This is a genomic window from Arthrobacter sp. B6 (assembly GCF_001663775.1).
Taxonomy (GTDB): domain Bacteria; phylum Actinomycetota; class Actinomycetes; order Actinomycetales; family Micrococcaceae; genus Arthrobacter.
Window position 1 is genome coordinate 2,864,962 of record NZ_KV467168.1, and the last position, 18,397, is coordinate 2,883,358.

Genomic DNA, 18,397 nt, shown 5'->3' on the forward strand with positions numbered 1-18,397 from the left:
TCAGCGCCGGATCAGCTGCCCGGCCGCGGATGGGGGAGTGCAGTGAAGAGACGAATCAGGGAAATAACGACGGCGGGCGCCGGGCTTTTGCTCGCGGCGGGACTGGCCGGGTGCAGTCTCTTTCCATCACACCCGCCGCCGCCGGTTCCGGCCGCCCCCATCTCACTGCTTCCCGCCAACTGCCCGTTCCTGGGGCAGGAGGACGTTCGCCCTGTCAGGATTCCCCAGGGCACGCCCAGGGAAACAATCGGTGGTGTGCTGAATGCGTACGGGGCGTGGCTCAACGCCGGGTCCGAGGTGTTGTCCTCGTGGCAGGCGGGCGGGACGGTCCCTGGGGAATGTGTGGACAGCCTGGCCGCAGCAAACAGCGAGGCCTACGCCACCACCATTTTCACCACCCACAGCGACGTGGCCTGGCAGCAGTACTTCCGCACCGTCGAACGGATGAATGCCCAAACCCTGCAGGGCATACGGGCGGAGGAGCCCGGCGCGGCACAACGCGGCACCTTTGAACTGTTGAAGGAGATCGACTCGAGTTCCACGGACAACGGCACGTTCCTGAAGTTCGATGCCGTCTTCACGCCCGCTGCGGCCGGCCCTGGCGGCAACTGGGAGGACTGGGACAAGCCCACGCGCTGGTATGTGGAACTTGTCCCGGCGGGTGAGTTCCTGGTCATCAACTACGTGGAGCAGGCGCCTGCCGCCGGCTACCCCTGAGTTTTTGTCCACTTATGGCGGTTTCCGGGCCGTCGAACTGTCATTACCTGGACAAAAACTCCACGTGAAGCACATTGACTGATTTGTCATTTTCCGTGACAAGCATCACGCCGGCCAGTAAAGTTGTGGGTGGATCGCAGCGCATCCATGCCGGTCCAACCACTGATCTGAGCCAATCGGCGTAAGCAGGCCCTCGGGCGGGTGGCTCTTTGGGGGAGTCACCCGCCCGGGATGTTTAAAGCCTGGGGCCGCACTACATTCCGGGCAGGTCCAAAGATTCGTAAACCTGGATGCTGGCCCCGGGCATCATGAGGTGCGGGTGGCCGTCCAAAAGCGCCTGGGCGCCGTCCAGGTCTTCCGCCTGGAGGATGCCGTACCCGCCAATGTGGCTGGTGCTGTTGGGGGTAGAGGTTCCCGCGGCGGAGATTTCCCGGCCTTCGCCCAGAGGGCTTCCCATGTCAACGATGCCGCTGCCGGCGCGGTCCGCCCACTCCATCCAGGCCTTCATGCCCTCCTGGGCCGCCTCGGGCGTGCTCTCCAGCATTTGTTCCTGGGCAGCCTTCGGTCCGAGGTACAGAACAACGAAATTCTTCATGGCATCCTCCGCTCGAGTGCGCCGGCGGAACCGTGGTCCCCGGTCACACCACGATCCTAGGGGTGGCCACTGTCGCGGGGATACAGTGCAGGGGTAACCATTTGTGGAACCCTGAACGTCGAAAAGCCCCTCAGTTCGCTGTGGGCAAAAAATCATGCCGGAGCAGCATGCGGCAAAGTTGAGCGCAGTAGACTCAAGTTAGCAAAATGCGAAACCCCGGAAGGAGCTCTCTTTGGACGTCAAATTCACCACCAAGAGCCAGGAGGCTCTTTCGGCTGCGGCCATGAACGCCTCCACGGCAGGGAATCCGCAGGTGGAACCCGCCCACCTGCTCAAGGCGCTGATGGATCAGCGGGAGGGCGTCGCCGTCGCACTTCTCCGTGCCACCGGCGCAGATCCGGACGCAGTGAGCGTCCAGGCGAGCAGCGCCATCAAAGCGTTGCCCGCAACGTCGGGAGGGTCCACGCAGCAGGCCCAGCTTTCGCGGCCGGCGCTGCAGGCCATCCAGAACGCCAAGAATGAGGCTGACAGGCTGGGAGATACGTTCGTCTCCACCGAAGTCCTGCTGCTGGGGCTCTCGGCGGGGAGTGACGCCGTCGGGCGGTTAATGCGCGACGCCGGTGCCTCCCATGAGGCGCTGCTCGCCGCCCTGCCGGGTGTCCGCGGGGACCGTAAAGTCACCAGCCCGGACCCGGAAAACACCTTCCAGTCACTGGAGAAGTTCGGCGCCGACCTGACGGCGATGGCCCGCTCCGGCAAGCTGGACCCGGTCATCGGGCGCGACACCGAGATCCGGCGCATCATCCAGGTGCTGAGCCGCCGCACCAAAAACAACCCGGTGATCATCGGCGAACCCGGCGTGGGCAAGACCGCCGTCGTGGAGGGCCTGGCGCAGCGGATCGTGGCCGGAGACGTCCCCGAAAGCCTGCGCGGCAAGACCCTGATCGCCCTGGACCTCGCGTCCATGGTCGCCGGCGCCAAGTACCGCGGCGAATTCGAGGAACGGCTCAAGGCTGTCCTGGAGGAGATCAAGAACTCGGAAGGCCAGATCGTCACGTTCATTGACGAGATCCATACAGTGGTGGGCGCCGGGGCCACTGGGGAATCCTCCATGGATGCCGGCAACATGCTCAAGCCCATGCTGGCGCGCGGAGAGCTGCGCCTGATCGGTGCCACCACGCTGGATGAATACCGCGAGAACATCGAGAAGGACCCCGCCCTGGAGCGCCGGTTCCAGCAGGTGTACGTGGGCGAGCCGAGTGTTGAGGACACCATCGGCATTCTCCGCGGCCTGAAGGAACGCTACGAAGCCCACCACAAAGTCACCATCGCCGACTCCGCGCTGGTGGCCGCCGCCACGCTGTCCAACCGCTACATCTCCGGCCGCCAGCTGCCGGACAAAGCGATCGACCTGGTGGATGAAGCCGCGTCCCGGCTGCGGATGGAGATCGACTCCGCGCCGGAGGAGATCGACCAGCTTCGCCGCGCCGTGGACCGGCTCACCATGGAGGAACTGGCCCTCGCCAACGAGAAGGACGCCGCCTCGGTGGAGCGCCTGGCTGCCCTCCGCGCCGATAAAGCGGACAAGACCGAGGAATTGGATGCCCTCAACGCGCGCTGGGAAGCCGAGAAGGCAGGCCTCAACCGGGTGGGTGACCTGAAGGCCAAGCTCGACGAACTCCGCTCCACCGCCGACAAGGCCCAGCGCGAAGGAGACCTGGAGACTGCGTCGCGGGTGCTCTACGGGGAGATCCCTGCGCTGGAACGCGAGCTGAATGCCGCCGCCGCAGCCGAGGCCGAGGTGACGGACAAGCCGGCCCAGATGGTGGCGGAACAGGTCACGGCGGATGACATCGCCGAGGTGATTTCGGCGTGGACCGGAATCCCCGCCGGGCGCATGCTGCAGGGCGAAAGCCAGAAGCTGCTTCACATGGAGGAGGAGCTCGGCAGGCGGCTGATCGGCCAGTCCAAGGCCGTGGCGGCCGTGTCCGACGCCGTCCGGCGCGCCAGGGCCGGCATCAGCGATCCCCACCGTCCCACGGGTTCGTTCCTGTTCCTGGGCCCCACGGGCGTAGGCAAGACGGAGCTCGCCAAAGCACTGGCGGATTTCCTGTTCGACGACGAGCGCGCCATGGTGCGGATCGACATGTCCGAGTACGGCGAGAAGCACTCGGTGGCGCGGCTCGTGGGTGCGCCTCCGGGGTACGTTGGCTACGAGGAGGGTGGCCAGCTGACTGAAGCCGTCCGCCGCCGGCCATACTCGGTGATCCTCCTGGACGAGGTGGAGAAGGCCCATCCGGAGGTCTTCGACATCCTCCTGCAGGTGCTCGACGACGGCCGACTCACCGACGGCCAGGGCCGCACCGTGGACTTCCGCAACGCCATCCTGGTCCTGACCTCCAACCTGGGCAGCCAGTTCCTGGTGGACCAGGGCCTGGACGCCCAGGCCAAGCGGAGCGCCGTGATGGCCACGGTGAACGCCTCCTTCAAGCCGGAGTTCCTGAACCGGCTGGACGAGGTGGTGCTGTTCGACGCCTTGTCCGTGGATGAGCTGGCCCGGATCGTGGAACTGCAGGTGGCCGAGCTCGGCAGGCGGCTGTACGAGCGCCGGCTCACCCTCGAGGTGACCGAGGGTGCCCGCGCCTGGCTGGCCATGTCCGGCTTCGACCCGGCCTACGGTGCCAGGCCGCTGCGCCGGCTGGTGCAGCGGGAGATCGGCGACCGCCTGGCCAAGGCCATCCTGTCCGGCGACATTGCCGACGGCGACACCGTGCTGGTGGATACGGCGGCCGACGTCGACGAACTCACCATCGCGGGCCTGGAGGCACTGTCCGCTCCCGATGGCGGTGCTCCCGACCGTGGTGCGCCCGACGGCACGGGCCTGGTGGTCCGGCGGAAGGAGTAGCTGCGTTGGGCTAACCTGCGGCCTGTGGCTGGGAGGACACGGCGGTCAGTTGCTGCCTGATGTCCTCCCAGTTCGTCGCCACCCGGCGTTCCACGATGAGGCCATCCACCACCCGCTCCAGGGTCAGGCTCTCGCTGGTGATGGGGGCGCCGGTCGGGGCGATTCCCTGGAACTCGCCGCCGCTGTGCACCGCGTGCATGGTCACCCGGCAGGCGACCAGGTCCCCTTCGGCGACCTGGTCCTCCAGGGTGAAGCTGGTACCGCTGAACACGGTGTTCCAGCCTTTGATCGCCTGCAGCATCGTGTCGCGGTCCACCGGTTCGGCGTTCCCGTGCACGTACGCCTGGAGGTCGGGCGAAAGGACGCTGGTCATCGCGGTTTCGTCCTGGTCCTCAAAGGCCCTGAAGAACCTGCGTACCACTTCCTTGTTCTGGTCAGTTGTCATGTGGATTGGTCCTTTCTGTGCTTATCCGGGATGCTCCGGATAAGCACAGACTAGGTTCATGCGGGACGGCCAAACTCCGTGCGCGCACCCAGTTGGGAGGGGGAATTCAGCGGCGTAGGGGAGGGCTTTGGCGGGGGATCGCCAATTTGTCCTGTTCGGGCCCGAGACCGTGGCGGAACGCGTAGTTGGCCGCAGCTGTGCGGGCTGCCGGGCCCTCCACTCCAATCTTCATGTAAAGGTTGGCGGTATGCCTTTCGACCGTGCGCACGCTGAGCCCCAGATCCTGGGCGATGGATTGGTTGCTCATGCCTCCGGCAATGAGGTGGAGCACCTGGGCTTCGCGTGGTGTGAGGCGAATGGCCGGCGAAACGGCGTATCCTGCCAAGGCTTCCGGCCGCTGCGGTTCCAGCAGCTCATTCACCAGGGAATCGATCTCCTGCGGAGTCAGGGTCCGGCCAGCCGCGAGGCAGCCACGGAAGGCGTCTTCTCCCAACAGAGCACCGACTGTGGACGCGGTGCGGGCGAACTCGGCCCGGTCAAGCGCCCAGAGCACCGCTCCGTACTGGTCGAGCCGTCCTTGCGCGGCGCCAAGCAGCATCGCCGACGTACGGGGCGAGCCGACAGATGCGGCCATGGAAGCCCAGGCGGCCAATGCCATCGTGACGCCCCAATCATCGCTTCCGGTCTGGGCCACCCGCATTGATTCGCCAAGATGGCGACGGGCTCCTTCCAGGTCTCCTCGTGTCCTGGCCACCTGTCCCAGCCTGACGAAGCGCCGGGCAATGGCGAATGCGTGGCCGAGCCGGCGGGCGAGTACCTGGCTTTTCGAATAGCAGTCGGCCGCCTTGTCAACGTCTCCCAGGATGAACGAGGCGTCTCCCAACGCGAAGAGGCACGCTGACGTCCACCACTGGTCACCTGCCTCCTGTTCCAGCGCCAGCCCCCGAGCAGCCAGGACTGCGGCCCGGGGCGCGTCGATGCCCATGGTTGCATGGGCCAGATAGTGCAGCTGCCGTCCCACAGCCGCCGGATCATCAACCTCAGCGAAAATGGCCGCAGCCTGCTCCCAATGGGATCGCGCCTCGTCGCCCAGTCCGGCATGGACAGCGAGGAAACCTGTCGATTCGTGGAGATTTGCCTGGACTCGGCGCGGAAGGGCATGGCTGCGTGCGATGTATCGCCGGTGCCACATCAGCCCTTCTGCGAATTCACCGCGCAATTGCCACACCTGGGCTAGGGTGCAAGTGATCTCGGCTCCGGACTCAAGCCCTTCGGGCGCGTCCAGGCCCCATGCCAGGGCTGCCCTAAGGTTGCCCTTGTCCTGCTCCAGCCGCTGGGTCCACGCGGGCTGCTTTGGGCCGGTCAGTTCTCCGCGTGCCTCCATGGCAACGGCAGCGAACCGGGCTGAGTGGGATCTGCGCAGCAAGGATCTTTCTTCGGCCGACCTCAACCGCTCGTCAGCGTACTGGCGGATGACTTCGAGCAGCCGGAATCGCCGCGTGCCGCCACTCGGCCGTTCCACCGCCACCAGAGACTGATCCACCAGTTCGGAGAGGGCGGGGAGGATGTCCGCCGGTTCCAACATCCCGCCCGGACAGACGGCCTCCGCGTCTTCCAGCGCCCAGCCGCCCGCAAAGACGGAGAGCCGCCTGAACAGTGCCTGCCCAGATGGCGAGAGGAGCCCGTGGCTCCAGTCCAGGGCCGCACGAAGTGTGGCATGTCTCTGTGCGCCAACTGACCCGGCTCCGGTCAGGAGTCCCAGGGCGTCCTCCAGGCGCTCAGCAAGTTGCGCCGTCGTCAGAAGCCTCACCCGGCTCGCGGCCAGCTCGATGGCGAGAGGCAGGCCGTCCAGCCTACGGCACACGCGTGCCACGGCGGCGGCGTTTTGCCGGGTTACGGCGAACCCCGGAAGCGCCAGAGACGCCCGTTCGGTGAAGAGCCTGACGGACTCAGACGCGGCGATCTCCTCAAGCGGAAGTTCTTCGGAAGCCGGTACCGGGAGAGGGTCAAGCAGCCAAATTCTGGATGCCTCCACAGGCAATGGCACCCGGCTGGTGACGAGGATGTGCAGAGCCCCACAGTCGGCCAGTAGGCCCACACTGGCTTTGGCGCAGTCACGGGCCATGTGCTCACAGTTGTCCAGCACCAGCAATGCCGGTGTACTTCCGATATGTTCAGCAATTGCCGCGGTCTCGCTTTGGCCGGGTTTGATGAAGACGCCAAGTGCTGATGCGATGGTTGATCCAATGAGTTGCGGGCTGGCGGTGGCAGTGAGATCGGTCCAGTAGACAGGCCGACGCGAACCTTCACCGGCCTTCGCCGCCACAGTGAGCGCCAGGCGTGTCTTTCCGGAACCCGCGGTCCCGGCGACGGTGAGCAGGCGGGTTGCCCCCTCGTCCAGCCAGCTCAACAGTTCAAGCGTCTCCCGCTCCCGACCGACAAAGCTTGTCAGGGGCCGGGGAGCGGCGCCGGGAGGACGGGGCTCAGGCCCGACGGGTGCGTCTGCCGGGTCCGACAGGGCCAATTGACGTGCCCGTAGCGCTGCATCCTCGCGCGTGTGCACCCCGAGCTTATGGAAGACCTGACGCAGATACCACTTTGCCGAACTAGGCGCGATGTTAAGCCGAGCGGCAATTTCGGCGCTGCCCAGACCCTCGGAGAGGAGGACTGCGACTTCGCTCTCCCTCGCCGTCAGGGGCCGAGTAGTCTCCAAAATCTGGGCCTTGACCTGCGCCATATCGTGCACCGTTGTAGTAGGAAGTATGCGGCGGGACCTGTCCTCAGGGTGCATCTCTGAGTGGCTGTGCCGACCAGTACCCTTATTGTCCTCCTGGCGGTCCAGTTTTGTCCGGTTGCTTCGGGGCTCTGGGCCGATTCAAGCGCCGGCGGGCCTGAGGATGACCGGCTCGCCCAGTGTCCGCTACGGCAGGACGGAAGCCGTGATGACGTTCCCGCCGGGTGCTGTGACGTAGCAGTCCACGCGCCGGTCACCGGATTCCCAGCTGGTGCTGCTGGGATAGGCCCGCTCGTAGTTCAAGGTGAAGTCATTGGCCGCCGGGGCGAGCTTCGCTGCCTGGCAGGCCTCCAGCGCCTTGGCTTTGAGGGTTTCGGCGCCCGGATAGGAGCCTTCGGCGGGATAGCGGTAGACGGCCACCAACTGGGCCGAGTGGCCCGTATCGCAGGCTACAACGGAAGACTTCAGTGCTTCAGGGTCAAAGTCCTTGAAGCAGTCACCGACTTGGAAGTCCGCGGGTGGCACGCCTTCGCGCGGCAGCGGCAGCGCGCTGGCCGGGGCTGTCGGCGAAATTTCGATGACTCCTGCGCCGTCCGAGCCGGAACTCCCGCTGTTCTGTCCGAAGCCGCCGAGCCACAGAGCCCACCAGACGAGGGACCCCACCACGCCGACCAGCACCAGCACAAACACCGCCTTGAGGACGATCTGGCCCACGCTCCGAGGCCTCCGGGGAGGCTGCGCTGGCGGCGGGCCCGGCGGCTGAACCAGGGGCAACCCCGCCGTGGGCGGCGCGGCCGGTTTGGGCGGGCGCACGGTCCGGCCGGCAGCGAAATCCTGGCCTCCGCCCCCGGGTCCTGTTGCCTCGTCCTTTTGGTTCACTGGGCTGCACCCTCCTGCGTTCCCTTGGTTGATAGCCCCCGGTCCGTGGCCGGTGTTCAGCAGTTGATAAAGTGACTCTACCGAACAAAAAACGTGGGAAACGTGTTGTCCGGGGCGATCAGCGTTACCCGACATGCCGTCAGGGGTGTTCGCTGGCAAGCAGGTGGTGCCGAAAGCATGTAATCTAGGTGTACGACAAATTGACCAAACATTCCGGGGCCTCACCGATAGCCAAGGTGACCACCTCCGGTCCAAGTACAAAAGGGGGTCACGCCATGGGGCGCGGCCGTCAAAAGGCAAAAGCTACCAAGCAGGCTCGGGATATTAAGTACTACTCCCCGAACACTGACTACTCGGCACTTCAGCGTGAGCTGACGGGTCCGGGCAGTCGTGCCACGAGCCGTTTCGCGAATGAACCGGTCGAACCGGATTATTCGGCTTATGTGGATAAGTACGCGGACGATTTGGAAGAAGACGACGACGACGTAGACAGCCGTCGGATCGGCTAGTTGTCGCAAGCCGTTGTTGCCGCAAGGCCCCGGGCTGGTGACGCCGCAGTACGATCGGATGTCGTAACTTATCCGTCAGTACAGCGCTTCTTTTGCAGCACCCAGGACCCGGACGGACCCAGGGCTGACTTAGCTATACAGCGTTGACCTCGGCCATACTGGGCTGATCTTACTTATTGAGCCCGTTGGCTGTACCGGACATCCGGCGCAGCCAACGGGCTTTTTGGTGTTGACTGGTGGTGATGAGGCGCGAACGTACACTTGTGGCCCCGTTCCCAGGGGCCCCAACTGTACGTTCGCGCAATGCCGCTGCGTAAGGAAGCCCCGATGCCCCCAAACTCCAGTGCACCCACGTACCGGCACGGCGAGCCGTGCTGGGCGGACGTCCAGACCTGCGATGTTGCGGCAGCCAAAGACTTCTATGGTGCAGTCTTTGGATGGAGGTTCGAGGACCTGCCCACTCCGGACGGCCGAAGTTATGCCAAGGCCTTCCTGGGCCAGGATCTTGTAGCCACCATCGCTCCGCAGAACCCGCACCAGGAGTCCCTCGGCACCGAGGCGCAGTGGAACATCTACCTCGCGGCCGACGACGCGAAGGCGATAGCTGAGGAGGCCACGCACCTGGGCGGCGCCGTCCAGTTCGGCCCGGAGCAGGTCGCTGACACCGGAGTGATGGTTTTCATCGGCCCGCCGGGCGGCGGCACCACGGGCGTGTGGCAGCCCGGTACGCACATTGGTGCCGGGAGGTACAACGAGCCCGGCGCGCTGTCGTGGGCGGAACTGCTCACGCCCGAGCCGCAGTCCGCCGTCGGATTTTTCCAGCAGCTCTTCGGCCACGAGGTCACCGAGTATCCGCAGGACGACGGCGGCACGTACACCACGCTGATGGTGAGCGGTGCGGAGGTGGCCGGGATCGCCGCGGCAGAGGAGGAAGCCGGCTGGCAGATCTACTTCGGAGCCACGGACGTCGCCGAGACCGTGCGCAGGGCGGTGGCGGCCGGCGCGGAAGTGCTGATCGAACCCGACGTTTCCGACCCCGATGCTCCCGGGGCCACGGCGACCCTGAGGGATCCCCAGGGAGGCGTGTTCAGCCTGCTGGAGGTCTAGTGTGTTCGCGGATTCCTTATCGCGAATGATTATTGATAGCATTGGTGCGTCGACTGTCTGCCTACCAGTGAAAAGAATTCCGCATGCCCGCTCCCGCACTTATGGTGAAAGACCTTACGGTCACAAGCGGTAACCGGACCCTCGTCCATCACGCTGGCTTTTCCGTTGAAGCCGGCGAACGCGTAGCCCTCTTGGGCGCGTCGGGGTCGGGAAAGTCCTTGACCGCCGGAGCGCTTGCCGGTGAACTCCCGGCAGGTTTCTGCCTTACGGGCCGCGTAAGTTACAGCGGGGTTGAGGCGGGCCGGCACGGACGGCCCGCCGGCAACACTGTGGCGATGATCCAGCAGGACCCCTCGACGGCCCTTAATCCCTTGGTTCCCGTTGGACAGCAGCTGGTCATCCCTTTGCGCCGGGCCGGCCGACCCCGGCCTGAAGCCCAGGCCGAAGCCGCACGGCTGCTGGCTCGGGTGGGAATGCGGGAGCCCGGCCAGATCCTGAAGCGCTATACCGGTGAGCTGTCCGGGGGCCAGATCCAGCGGGTCTGCATCGCCATGGCCTTGGCCTGCCGGAGCCCCTTCCTTATCGCCGACGAACCAACTACCGCCCTGGATCCGGTCAACCAACACAGGGTGCTGGAGGCGCTCCGCAGCTGGGGATCTGAGGGGCGCGGGCTCCTCTTCATCACACACGACCTGACGGCGGCCGCCACCCTTTGCAGCCGGGCGTTGGTGATGGAGTCCGGCCGCGTCGTGGAGGAGGCTCCCATGACGGACCTGCTGCGACGCCCTCAACACCCCTATTCCCAGCGCCTGGTAGAGGCAGCCGCAGGGCCCTTCGTCCGGAATCTGGAAGCTGCCGCGTGACCGGAGCGCTCCTGGCCAGTGGCGTCTCCTTCGCCTATCCCCGACGCAGCGTCCGCGGCCCGCAACCACCCCAGGTTCTCCGGAATGTAACCTTGCAGGTCTCAGCCGGGGAAAGCGTGGCGCTGGTGGGCAGTTCAGGCTCGGGCAAGTCCACCCTCCTGCGGATTATGCTCGCTCTGGCCAGGCCGTCGGCAGGGACGGTGACCCTGGGCGGGCAGGCGGTTGTGCCAGGCCGGGCTTCCGGGCTTCGGTGGTACCGGCGGGCGGTTCAATACATCCCACAGAACCCCGGTGGCAGCCTGGACCCCAGGATGCGTGTATCCCAGCTGCTGGCGGAGCCCTTGAGGCAGCTCGCCGTGCCTGGAGACCATAAAAAGTTGATCAGGCAGGTCCTTGAACGGGTCGAGGTTCCTGCTGAACTGCTGGAATGCAGGCCGGGAGAACTCTCCGGCGGACAGAACCAGCGCGTTGCGATAGCAAGAGCACTGGTGGTGTCGCCGAAGTTCCTCTTGGCGGACGAACCGGTGAGCGGGCTCGACCTGCCGCTGCGGAATGCGGTGGTTTCGCTGCTGGACAGCCTGGTCCACCGGGAGGGGCTTGGGCTTGTCCTGGTTACGCACGATCTGTCCACGGCCACCGGGATGTGCGGGCGGACCTCCGTTCTTTCCGAAGGAGAAGTTGTGGAGCACGGGGCAACGCCGCAAGTACTGGCCCATCCCGCCCACCAGGCAACAGCCGCCCTTCTCCAGGCCAGCGCAGCATCAATAGGCGCCTAAGGCTCAATAGGCCCTGGCTCATTGGGTCCTGGAAGCCCGTACAGAATTAGCGATTCAACAGAAAGATCAGGTACATCCGTTGGTAGAAGTTCGATTTAGAAGCGTTGCGGCCAGCGCCGCAGCTTTGGTCCTGGTGGCGGGCCTCACGGGCTGTTTCGCGGCCGGCGCCGACGAGGGAGCCGGAAGCGTTGGTTCTGGCGCGGAACGCATAAAGCTGGCCATGATGCAGCCGCCGCGCTCGGGGCTGACGCCGTTGAGCGACGATGCCTTTAAGCTCTCACGCTGGAAGACGGCCGAAACGCTGGTGGTGCTCAACGAACTGGGTGACGCGGAACCTGCGCTTTCCACCGCCTGGCAGCAGCTTGATGCGACCAGCTGGAGGTTTGAGCTCCGCAGCGGCGTCACCTTCCACGACGGGACGTTGCTGACATCCGCCGAAGTTGCTGCCTCTATCACCGCCGCCGCCAAGGCGAGCCCCAAGCCCAGGATCCTGGACGGGGTGGAGCTTTCAGTCCGCGTGGACGGGCCGGGTGCGGTAGTTGTGGCAACACAGACGCCGGATCCCCTGCTGCCCCAGCGGTTATCAAGCCCGCAGCTCGCCATCCTCGCTGCCGCAGCCTACAAGGAGGGCGGAGTGGTGGACCCTGTCAATACGGGGACGGGACCCTTCAAGCTCGTGTCCGTGGAGGGAACGTCGTCGGCACGCCTGGACCGCTTTGACGGTTACTGGGGCGAGAAAGCCGAAGCGGACGGGATTGACGTGCAGTTCGTGCCGGACGGAACTGCACGGGCAGCAGCCCTCCGGACCGGGACCGCCGACATTGTTGAGTCCATTCCGGTGGGACAGGCGGCGCAGATCGATCCGGAGCTGATCCACGAAGTTCCCATGCCGCGGACCAATACGCTGTATCTGAACACCGCCTCAGGGCCCTTTGCAGATCCTGCCTTGCGCGCCTCAGCCCGTGAGGCGGTCGACCGGGGGACCATCGTGGACCGGGTCTATGAAGGGCGGGCGGACCGGGCGGAAGGGCTGCTTGGACCGGCACTGCCCTGGGCCGCAGACGAACGGGGCAATGACGCCTACACCGCCGCCCTTGCGGGCCGCGTGGCGGCCACTGCGGTCAAGGGGACCCCCATCAGGCTGGGCACGTTCACGGACCGGGCAGAGCTTCCGGAAGTTGCCGTCCAGCTCGAACAGCAGTTGGAGACTGCCGGGTTCGTCGTGGAACAGGAAGTCCGCGAGTACCAGCATATTGAGGCCGATGCGCTGGACGGCAAATTTGATGCGTTTATCCTCTCACGCGCAACGGTGCTCGATTCCGGAGACCCGGTGGCGTACCTCTACAGCGACTTTTCCTGCGCCGGTTCCTTCAATATCTCGCAGTTCTGCGACCCGGATGTTGATGCGGCGCTCACCAAGGCCGCCGCGATCCCGGCGGGTGCGGAGCGCAGGGCCGCCATTGGCGCCGTCGAGAGCCTCATTCTTGCGCGGGATGCGGCAATTCCGCTGCTGCATGAGCGTGTCATCCAGGGCGAGTCTGCCGAAGTCCGCGGCGCGGAACGGGATCCCCGTGAACGGGCTCTCGTTACCAGCCGGACAGGCATCTCCGGCTAATGCGCATGGGACCTGCCTTCATCAAGGTCACAGCCTCGCGGGTCATTGCCCTTCTCGCCCTTGTCCTCCTGGTCGGCCTGCTGCCGTGGCTTTCAGGCAGGGGGGCGGAGTACACCATCCTCCGTGCCCGCTATGCAGACAGGGAAGCAACACCCGAGTCGCTGGCAACAATCCGCGAGGAACTTGGCCTTGACCAGGGTCCCGTGAGGATCTTCCTTTCGTGGCTGCAGGACGTGCTGGCAGGCGACTTTGGAAATTCCTGGATCACCAATACGCCGGTGGGTCCCGGCATCGGAGCTGCCCTGGGCGTCTCCATCACGTTGATGGGATTCGCCATCACCATCGCTGTCCTGATTGCGTTGTCGATCTGCGTCCCGGCCGTGATCGCAGGTCATCGGCGACGGCAGAGACCGGCATCCGGCGCCTTCGCGGCGGCGCTGACGGCTGTACCGGAATTCCTTCTCGCCGCCGTCCTGCTGGTGGCGGGCAGCATCTGGCTGGGTTGGTTTCCGCCTTACGGTTGGCTGGGCCTGCAGCATGCCGTCCTGCCGGCACTGTCCCTCGGCATCCCGGGGGGCGGGCTGATCGGGCTGCTCCTGTCGGATTCCCTTCGCGCAGCGTTTGCTGAGAGGTGGGTGGGCAGCTGGGCGATGGCCGGGGCCGGCAGGTTGAAGATCACTTGCGCGGTATTCCGCCGGGCCCTGCCGTCAGTATTGCCCCAGATCGGGCTTGTGCTGATCGGTCTTACCGGTGGTGCGGTGGCCGTTGAGAAGGTGTATGCCATCCCTGGCCTGGGCCGCGCCGTCCTCGGCGCTGCCAGCGCCCAGGATATTCCGACGCTGCAGGCAGGAATGCTGGCCCTGATGGGGCTGGCCGTTGCGGTGGGAACCGTAACGGCGGGTCTGAGGTACTTCCTGATCGGGCCGGCCATCCGCTTTGGAACCGTCCCCGTTCCGGCAGCGCAGGGGTTCCGGACCCGCCGTGATCTGGCCGTGCCCGCTGTGACTGCCGCTGCCTTGCTGCTCATCATCGGAGCGGGCCTTCTCCGGGATCCCTTCCTGTCCGCGCACCCCCGGCTGGCCCCACCTGGCTGGACGCTACCCTTCGGGGCTGACGCGAGCGGGAGGGACATCCTGGCCCGCGTGGGGCATGGAGCGGTCACTACGCTGGGGACAGCGCTGCTGGTGGTTCTGGTCTGTCTGGTCGTGGGAGTCGCTATTGGTTTGTTCCCTTTGGCGGCAACGGGTCCGCTGGAAGTCACCAATGCTGCCCCGCCCATCCTCGCCGGGCTGGTTGTCGCAGCCCTTATCGGACCATCCGCACAGGGTGCGGCCCTCGCAGTGGCGGCGGTGAGCTGGGCGCCCCTTGCCGCCCACACGGCAGCCCTGGCGCAGGAAGCAAGAGCGCAGCCCTATGTGCAGATCCTTCCGGTGCTGGGCGTCGGCCGGGGCGGGGTGCTGGTCCGTTACATCCTGCCCGTCGTAGTGGGCCCCGTCTTCCGCCACGCGATGCTGAGACTTCCCGGGATAGCGCTGGCGCTTGCGGCCTTGGGATTCCTGGGCCTTGGACCCCAGCAGCCCACTCCGGAGTGGGGGCTAATCCTGGCTGAAGGCATCAACTACGTGGAGCGCGCTCCGTGGACTGTCCTCGCCCCGGCCCTCGCGCTCGTCCTGGCCTCCGTGCTGGCCGTTGCACTGGCAGGGCTGGGAACCAGTTCGCGCGTGGACGGGCGGACCCGGACCGATGCCAACGCAGCACGGCAAGCGTCGCCGGCCCAGCTCTAGGGGAGCCCTCAAGGGGCTCGGGACCCCCTTAAGAGCCATCGAGCGCTGCTGGCCGGCTCCTCGCTCGCAAGCTCGGCCAAGAAACCCTGCCTGCGTGCCCCAACCGCCGTTTTCAGGATTCAAAAGGGCGGCAGTGGAGCACCCGTTGAGGGTTTAGGTGTACGCGTTGACCAGGCGGACAGCGCCGCCGTCGACGCCCTTGGCGCCCTGGACGTAGTCCGGGCCGGACTTGAGGATGGAGTCCGAGTCGGCCGTGACGGTGCCCATGATCCAGGACGGCAGGCCGCGGTCGTTAAGGCGGGCCACGGCGGCGTCGGCGGCCTCGGCGGAGACGATGGCCACCATGCCGACGCCGAGGTTCAGGGTGCGCTCCAGGTCAGCCAGCGGGACGTTGCCCAGCTCGGAGACCAGTTTGAAGATGGCTGGCAGCTCCCACGTGGCACGGTCCACGGTGGCCACCAGGCCCTGCGGAAGCACGCGGGCCAGGTTGGCGGCAAGGCCGCCGCCCGTGACGTGGCTGAAGCCGTGCACGGCTGCACCTCCGGCGGAGCCGCTGACGGGGAAGGCGCGGGCCAGGTCCAGGCAGTCAGCGGCGTAGACGCGGGTGGGCTCCAGCAGTTCCTCGCCCAGGGTGCGGCCCAGTTCGGAAACCTGGCGGTCCAGGGCCCAGCCTGCGTGGTTGATGACGCGGCGGACCAGGGAGTAGCCGTTGGAATGCAGGCCGGAGGAGGCCATGCCGATCACCACATCGCCGGCGCGGACGCGGTCCGGGCCCAGCAGTTCTGAGGCTTCGACCACACCGGTGGCGGCACCGGCGACGTCGTATTCGTGTTCGCCCAGCAGGCCCGGGTGCTCGGCGGTTTCGCCGCCCACCAGGGCGGTGCCGGCCACGGAGCAGGCTGCGGCGATGCCGCGGACGATGTCCGCGATGCGCTCGGGGACAACCTTGCCGCAGGCGATGTAGTCGGTCATGTAGAGCGGCTCTGCGCCGACCACCACGATGTCGTCCACCACCATGCCGACGAGGTCAAAGCCGATGGTGTCGTGGATGTCCATGGCCTGGGCGATGGCAACCTTGGTGCCCACGCCGTCGGTGGACGTGGCCAGCAGCGGGCGCTTGTAAGTCAGCAGCCTGGAAACGTCGTACAGCCCGGCGAACCCGCCGACCCCTCCGATCACGGAGGAGTTGTGGGTGGCCTTCACGGCACCCTTCATCAGCTCGACGGCGCGGTCGCCGGCTTCGACGTCAACACCGGCGGAGGCATAGGTGATGCCCGCGGGACTCTTTGAAGCGTTACCGGCGGCGGGGGTTGCGGAAGTCATACGGACTCTTTCTTGTCAGCGCCGGTGGTGGCGGCGTGTACGTCTGGCACGAGGTCGGCTTCGGTGAGCAGGTTCTCGAATTCGGCATCCGGGCCCGGGTCGCAGCCCGTGGCCCCGGACTTCTCGGCCGGGTCCGCACCGTCGTCGACGGAGGAAACAGCCAGTGCGGCCGTGGCGCCGGGGAAGGCGGAGGGCGACGGCGTGAGGCCGCCGAGGTCGGTGCGCTCCAGCAGGTTCTTGCCCAGCTTGTCCGAGGCCGGGAGCTCGATGGGGTACTTGCCCGTGAAGCAGGCGGTGCAGAGGCGTTCGCGGGGCTGCTGGGTGGCGCCGATCATGCCGTCTTCGGAGATGTAGGCCAGGGAGTCGGCACCGATGGCCTGGGAGATTTCCTCGATCGTAGCGCCGTTGGCGATCAGTTCCGCGCGGGAGGCGAAGTCGATGCCGTAAAAGCACGGCCACTGGACGGGCGGGGACGAGATCTTGACGTGGACGGCGGCGGCGCCGGCCTCGCGGAGCATCCGGACGATCGCCCGCTGGGTGTTTCCGCGGACGATGGAGTCGTCCACCACCACTACGCGCTTGCCGCGGATCACGGACTCAAGGGCGTTCAGTTTGAGCCGGATGCCCAGCTGCCGGAGTGTCTGCGACGGCTGGATGAACGTGCGGCCAACGTAGGAGTTCTTGACGAAGCCGTGCGCGAACGGGATGCCGGATTCCTCGGCGTAGCCGACGGCGGCAGGGGTGCCGGACTCCGGGACGGGGATGACGATGTCCGCTTCCTGGGTGTTTTCGCGGGCCAGCTGCCGGCCCATCTCCACCCGGGACTCGTACACGGAGCGGCCGGCGATGGCAGCGTCCGGGCGCGCGAGGTAAACGTACTCGAAAACGCAGCCGGCCGGCGTCGGCTCAGCAAAGCGCTGCGAACGCACGCCTTCCTCGTCGATGGCGATGAATTCGCCGGGCTCGATTTCGCGGATGAAGCTGGCACCCACGGTGGCCAGGGCGGACTGCTCGGAGGCGACCACCCAGCCGCGCTCCAGCCGGCCAAGGACCAGCGGGCGGATGCCATAGGTGTCGCGGGCAGCGTAGAGGGTGCCTTCGTCCATAAAGACGAAGCAGAATCCGCCTTTGATCTTCGGCAGGAGCTCGGTGGCGGTCTGTTCGAGGGTCTTGCCCTCTTCGCCTTCCAGGAGCGCCGTGACCAGGGCAGTGTCTGAGGTGTTGCCCTGCTTCATTTCGCCGCTGAGCTGGCCGCCGTTGCGCTCCAGGATCATGGCGTTGAGCTCGGCCGTGTTGGTCAGGTTGCCGTTGTGCGCCAGGGCCACGGTTCCGGTGCTCGTGGCTCCGAGGGTGGGCTGTGCGTTGGCCCAGTGGCTGGCTCCGGTGGTGGAGTAGCGGCAGTGTCCCACCGCCAGGTGCCCGGTCAGGGTGTTCAGCGTGGTCTCGTCGAAGACCTGGGAAACGAGCCCCATGTCCTTGTAGACGTTGATCCGCTTGCCGTCGCTGGTGGCAATACCAGCCGACTCCTGACCGCGGTGCTGCAGTGCATACAGCCCGTAATAGGTGAGTTTTGCTACTTCTTCACCTGGTGCCCAGACCCCAAAAACGCCACAAGCGTCCTGAGGGCCTTTTTCGCCAGGGAGAAGATCATGAGAAAGTTTTCCATCGCCGCGTGCCACTGGTCGATTATCTCACGACATGGGGTAAGACTTTTCCGCGGCGGCGTTTGTGACTGTGCCGGCGCTTGTGCCTACGGCGCTGTGCCGTCGTCCGGCTCCGAGTCGGGGACGGCCTCCACGATGGCGCGCTGCTGGCGCTTGACGCTCCGCCGGTCCAGGAGGAGGGCCGCTACGGCGCCCAAAAGAGCACCGCCGGCACCGAACATCACCATGAAAAACCCGAATACCGAGCCGCGGTCAAAGGTCTCATCGCCGGGGAGTCCGTACGCTACAAGTGCAGCCACCACGACGCCCACCAGGCCACCGAGGATGAGGAAGGGCACATATTTGGGTGCCCGGCGGACGGTGACCTCGCGGCGTTCAGCGGGGGTTTCTTCAAAAGCCATGCCATCAAGCCTACTTCCCTTGAGTTTTTGTCCACATAATGACCCCAAACGGGCTCCGAAGTCGCCAGAAGTGGACAAAA

General features: G+C 66.0%; 15 protein-coding genes and 1 pseudogene. 8 read left to right on the forward strand and 8 right to left on the reverse strand.

The window, feature by feature from the left end:
- Nucleotides 1–42: 42 nt before the first annotated feature.
- Complete coding sequence (locus tag AU175_RS12720; RefSeq protein ID WP_156642297.1) at nucleotides 43–717, forward strand: hypothetical protein; 675 nt, start codon at nucleotides 43–45, stop codon at nucleotides 715–717.
- A 253-nt stretch (nucleotides 718–970) separates the two neighbouring features.
- On the opposite strand, the gene AU175_RS12725 is transcribed toward AU175_RS12720, so the two are convergent.
- Nucleotides 971–1,312, reverse strand: a complete 342-nt coding sequence (locus tag AU175_RS12725) for a YciI family protein (RefSeq protein WP_066289387.1) — start codon at nucleotides 1,310–1,312, stop codon at nucleotides 971–973.
- A 232-nt stretch (nucleotides 1,313–1,544) separates the two neighbouring features.
- Here AU175_RS12725 and clpB point away from each other — a divergent pair, with 232 nt between their 5' ends.
- Nucleotides 1,545–4,217 carry an ATP-dependent chaperone ClpB gene (gene clpB / locus AU175_RS12730; RefSeq protein ID WP_066289389.1) on the forward strand — a complete coding sequence of 891 codons (2,673 nt, stop codon included), beginning with the start codon at nucleotides 1,545–1,547 and terminating at the stop codon, nucleotides 4,215–4,217.
- Nucleotides 4,218–4,227: 10 nt separating this feature from the next.
- On the opposite strand, the gene AU175_RS12735 is transcribed toward clpB, so the two are convergent.
- From AU175_RS12735 to AU175_RS22400, 4 genes and pseudogenes are all read right to left on the reverse strand, one after another.
- Entirely contained in the window at nucleotides 4,228–4,662 is a 435-nt protein-coding gene (locus tag AU175_RS12735) for an ester cyclase (protein WP_066289390.1), read from the reverse strand.
- Between the two features lie 106 nt (nucleotides 4,663–4,768).
- Nucleotides 4,769–7,072, reverse strand: coding sequence for an ATP-binding protein (locus tag AU175_RS12740; RefSeq protein ID WP_231938544.1), 2,304 nt, complete (start codon nucleotides 7,070–7,072; stop codon nucleotides 4,769–4,771).
- A 135-nt stretch (nucleotides 7,073–7,207) separates the two neighbouring features.
- Nucleotides 7,208–7,453 (reverse strand): annotated as a pseudogene (locus tag AU175_RS22805) (helix-turn-helix domain-containing protein); the annotation flags it as partial.
- Between the two features lie 129 nt (nucleotides 7,454–7,582).
- Entirely contained in the window at nucleotides 7,583–8,110 is a 528-nt protein-coding gene (locus AU175_RS22400; RefSeq protein WP_231938545.1) for a septum formation family protein, read from the reverse strand.
- Nucleotides 8,111–8,550: 440 nt separating this feature from the next.
- Between AU175_RS22400 and AU175_RS12750 the strand changes: the two genes are divergently transcribed.
- From AU175_RS12750 to AU175_RS12775, 6 genes are all read left to right on the forward strand, one after another.
- The gene (locus AU175_RS12750; protein WP_066289394.1) at nucleotides 8,551–8,784 is read left to right on the forward strand and encodes a DUF3073 domain-containing protein; all 234 of its coding nucleotides are present in this window, start codon (nucleotides 8,551–8,553) and stop codon (nucleotides 8,782–8,784) included.
- Between the two features lie 327 nt (nucleotides 8,785–9,111).
- Nucleotides 9,112–9,891, forward strand: coding sequence for a VOC family protein (locus tag AU175_RS12755; protein WP_066289395.1), 780 nt, complete (start codon nucleotides 9,112–9,114; stop codon nucleotides 9,889–9,891).
- A gap of 83 nt (nucleotides 9,892–9,974) precedes the next feature.
- Nucleotides 9,975–10,754, forward strand: coding sequence for an ATP-binding cassette domain-containing protein (locus AU175_RS12760; RefSeq protein ID WP_066289398.1), 780 nt, complete (start codon nucleotides 9,975–9,977; stop codon nucleotides 10,752–10,754).
- A complete protein-coding gene (locus tag AU175_RS12765) occupies nucleotides 10,751–11,530 on the forward strand; it encodes an ABC transporter ATP-binding protein (RefSeq protein WP_066289400.1) in 780 nt (259 codons plus the stop codon). The genes AU175_RS12760 and AU175_RS12765 overlap by 4 nt, the downstream gene beginning before the upstream one ends.
- Before the next feature lie 220 nt (nucleotides 11,531–11,750).
- Nucleotides 11,751–13,145, forward strand: a complete 1,395-nt coding sequence (locus tag AU175_RS12770) for an ABC transporter substrate-binding protein (protein ID WP_082979230.1) — start codon at nucleotides 11,751–11,753, stop codon at nucleotides 13,143–13,145.
- Nucleotides 13,145–14,929 (forward strand): ABC transporter permease subunit, encoded by a 1,785-nt coding sequence (locus AU175_RS12775; RefSeq protein ID WP_082979138.1) that lies wholly within the window; start codon nucleotides 13,145–13,147, stop codon nucleotides 14,927–14,929. Before AU175_RS12770 ends, AU175_RS12775 begins: the two co-directional genes overlap by 1 nt.
- A 153-nt stretch (nucleotides 14,930–15,082) precedes the next feature.
- On the opposite strand, the gene purM is transcribed toward AU175_RS12775, so the two are convergent.
- From purM to AU175_RS12790, 3 genes are all read right to left on the reverse strand, one after another.
- Nucleotides 15,083–16,252, reverse strand: a complete 1,170-nt coding sequence (gene purM, locus AU175_RS12780; RefSeq protein ID WP_066289405.1) for a phosphoribosylformylglycinamidine cyclo-ligase — start codon at nucleotides 16,250–16,252, stop codon at nucleotides 15,083–15,085.
- On the reverse strand, nucleotides 16,249–17,931 hold the full coding sequence (purF, locus tag AU175_RS12785; RefSeq protein ID WP_066289407.1) for an amidophosphoribosyltransferase: 1,683 nt from the start codon (nucleotides 17,929–17,931) through the stop codon (nucleotides 16,249–16,251). Before purF ends, purM begins: the two co-directional genes overlap by 4 nt.
- A gap of 71 nt (nucleotides 17,932–18,002) precedes the next feature.
- Nucleotides 18,003–18,317: a hypothetical protein gene (locus AU175_RS12790; RefSeq protein ID WP_066289409.1), complete on the reverse strand. Its 315-nt coding sequence runs from the start codon at nucleotides 18,315–18,317 to the stop codon at nucleotides 18,003–18,005.
- Nucleotides 18,318–18,397: the final 80 nt, after the last annotated feature.

Bases quoted from the DNA above. Each gene is read 5' to 3' on its own strand.
- AU175_RS12725 (WP_066289387.1), bottom strand. From the start codon at position 1,312: ATGAAGAATTTCGTTGTTCTGTACCTCGGACCGAAGGCTGCCCAGGAA.
- AU175_RS12735 (WP_066289390.1), bottom strand. From the start codon at position 4,662: ATGACAACTGACCAGAACAAGGAAGTGGTACGCAGGTTCTTCAGGGCC.
- AU175_RS12750 (WP_066289394.1), top strand. From the start codon at position 8,551: ATGGGGCGCGGCCGTCAAAAGGCAAAAGCTACCAAGCAGGCTCGGGAT.
- AU175_RS12755 (WP_066289395.1), top strand. From the start codon at position 9,112: ATGCCCCCAAACTCCAGTGCACCCACGTACCGGCACGGCGAGCCGTGC.
- AU175_RS12760 (WP_066289398.1), top strand. From the start codon at position 9,975: ATGCCCGCTCCCGCACTTATGGTGAAAGACCTTACGGTCACAAGCGGT.
- AU175_RS12770 (WP_082979230.1), top strand. From the start codon at position 11,751: ATGATGCAGCCGCCGCGCTCGGGGCTGACGCCGTTGAGCGACGATGCC.
- AU175_RS12775 (WP_082979138.1), top strand. From the start codon at position 13,145: ATGCGCATGGGACCTGCCTTCATCAAGGTCACAGCCTCGCGGGTCATT.
- purM (WP_066289405.1), bottom strand. From the start codon at position 16,252: ATGACTTCCGCAACCCCCGCCGCCGGTAACGCTTCAAAGAGTCCCGCG.
- AU175_RS12790 (WP_066289409.1), bottom strand. From the start codon at position 18,317: ATGGCTTTTGAAGAAACCCCCGCTGAACGCCGCGAGGTCACCGTCCGC.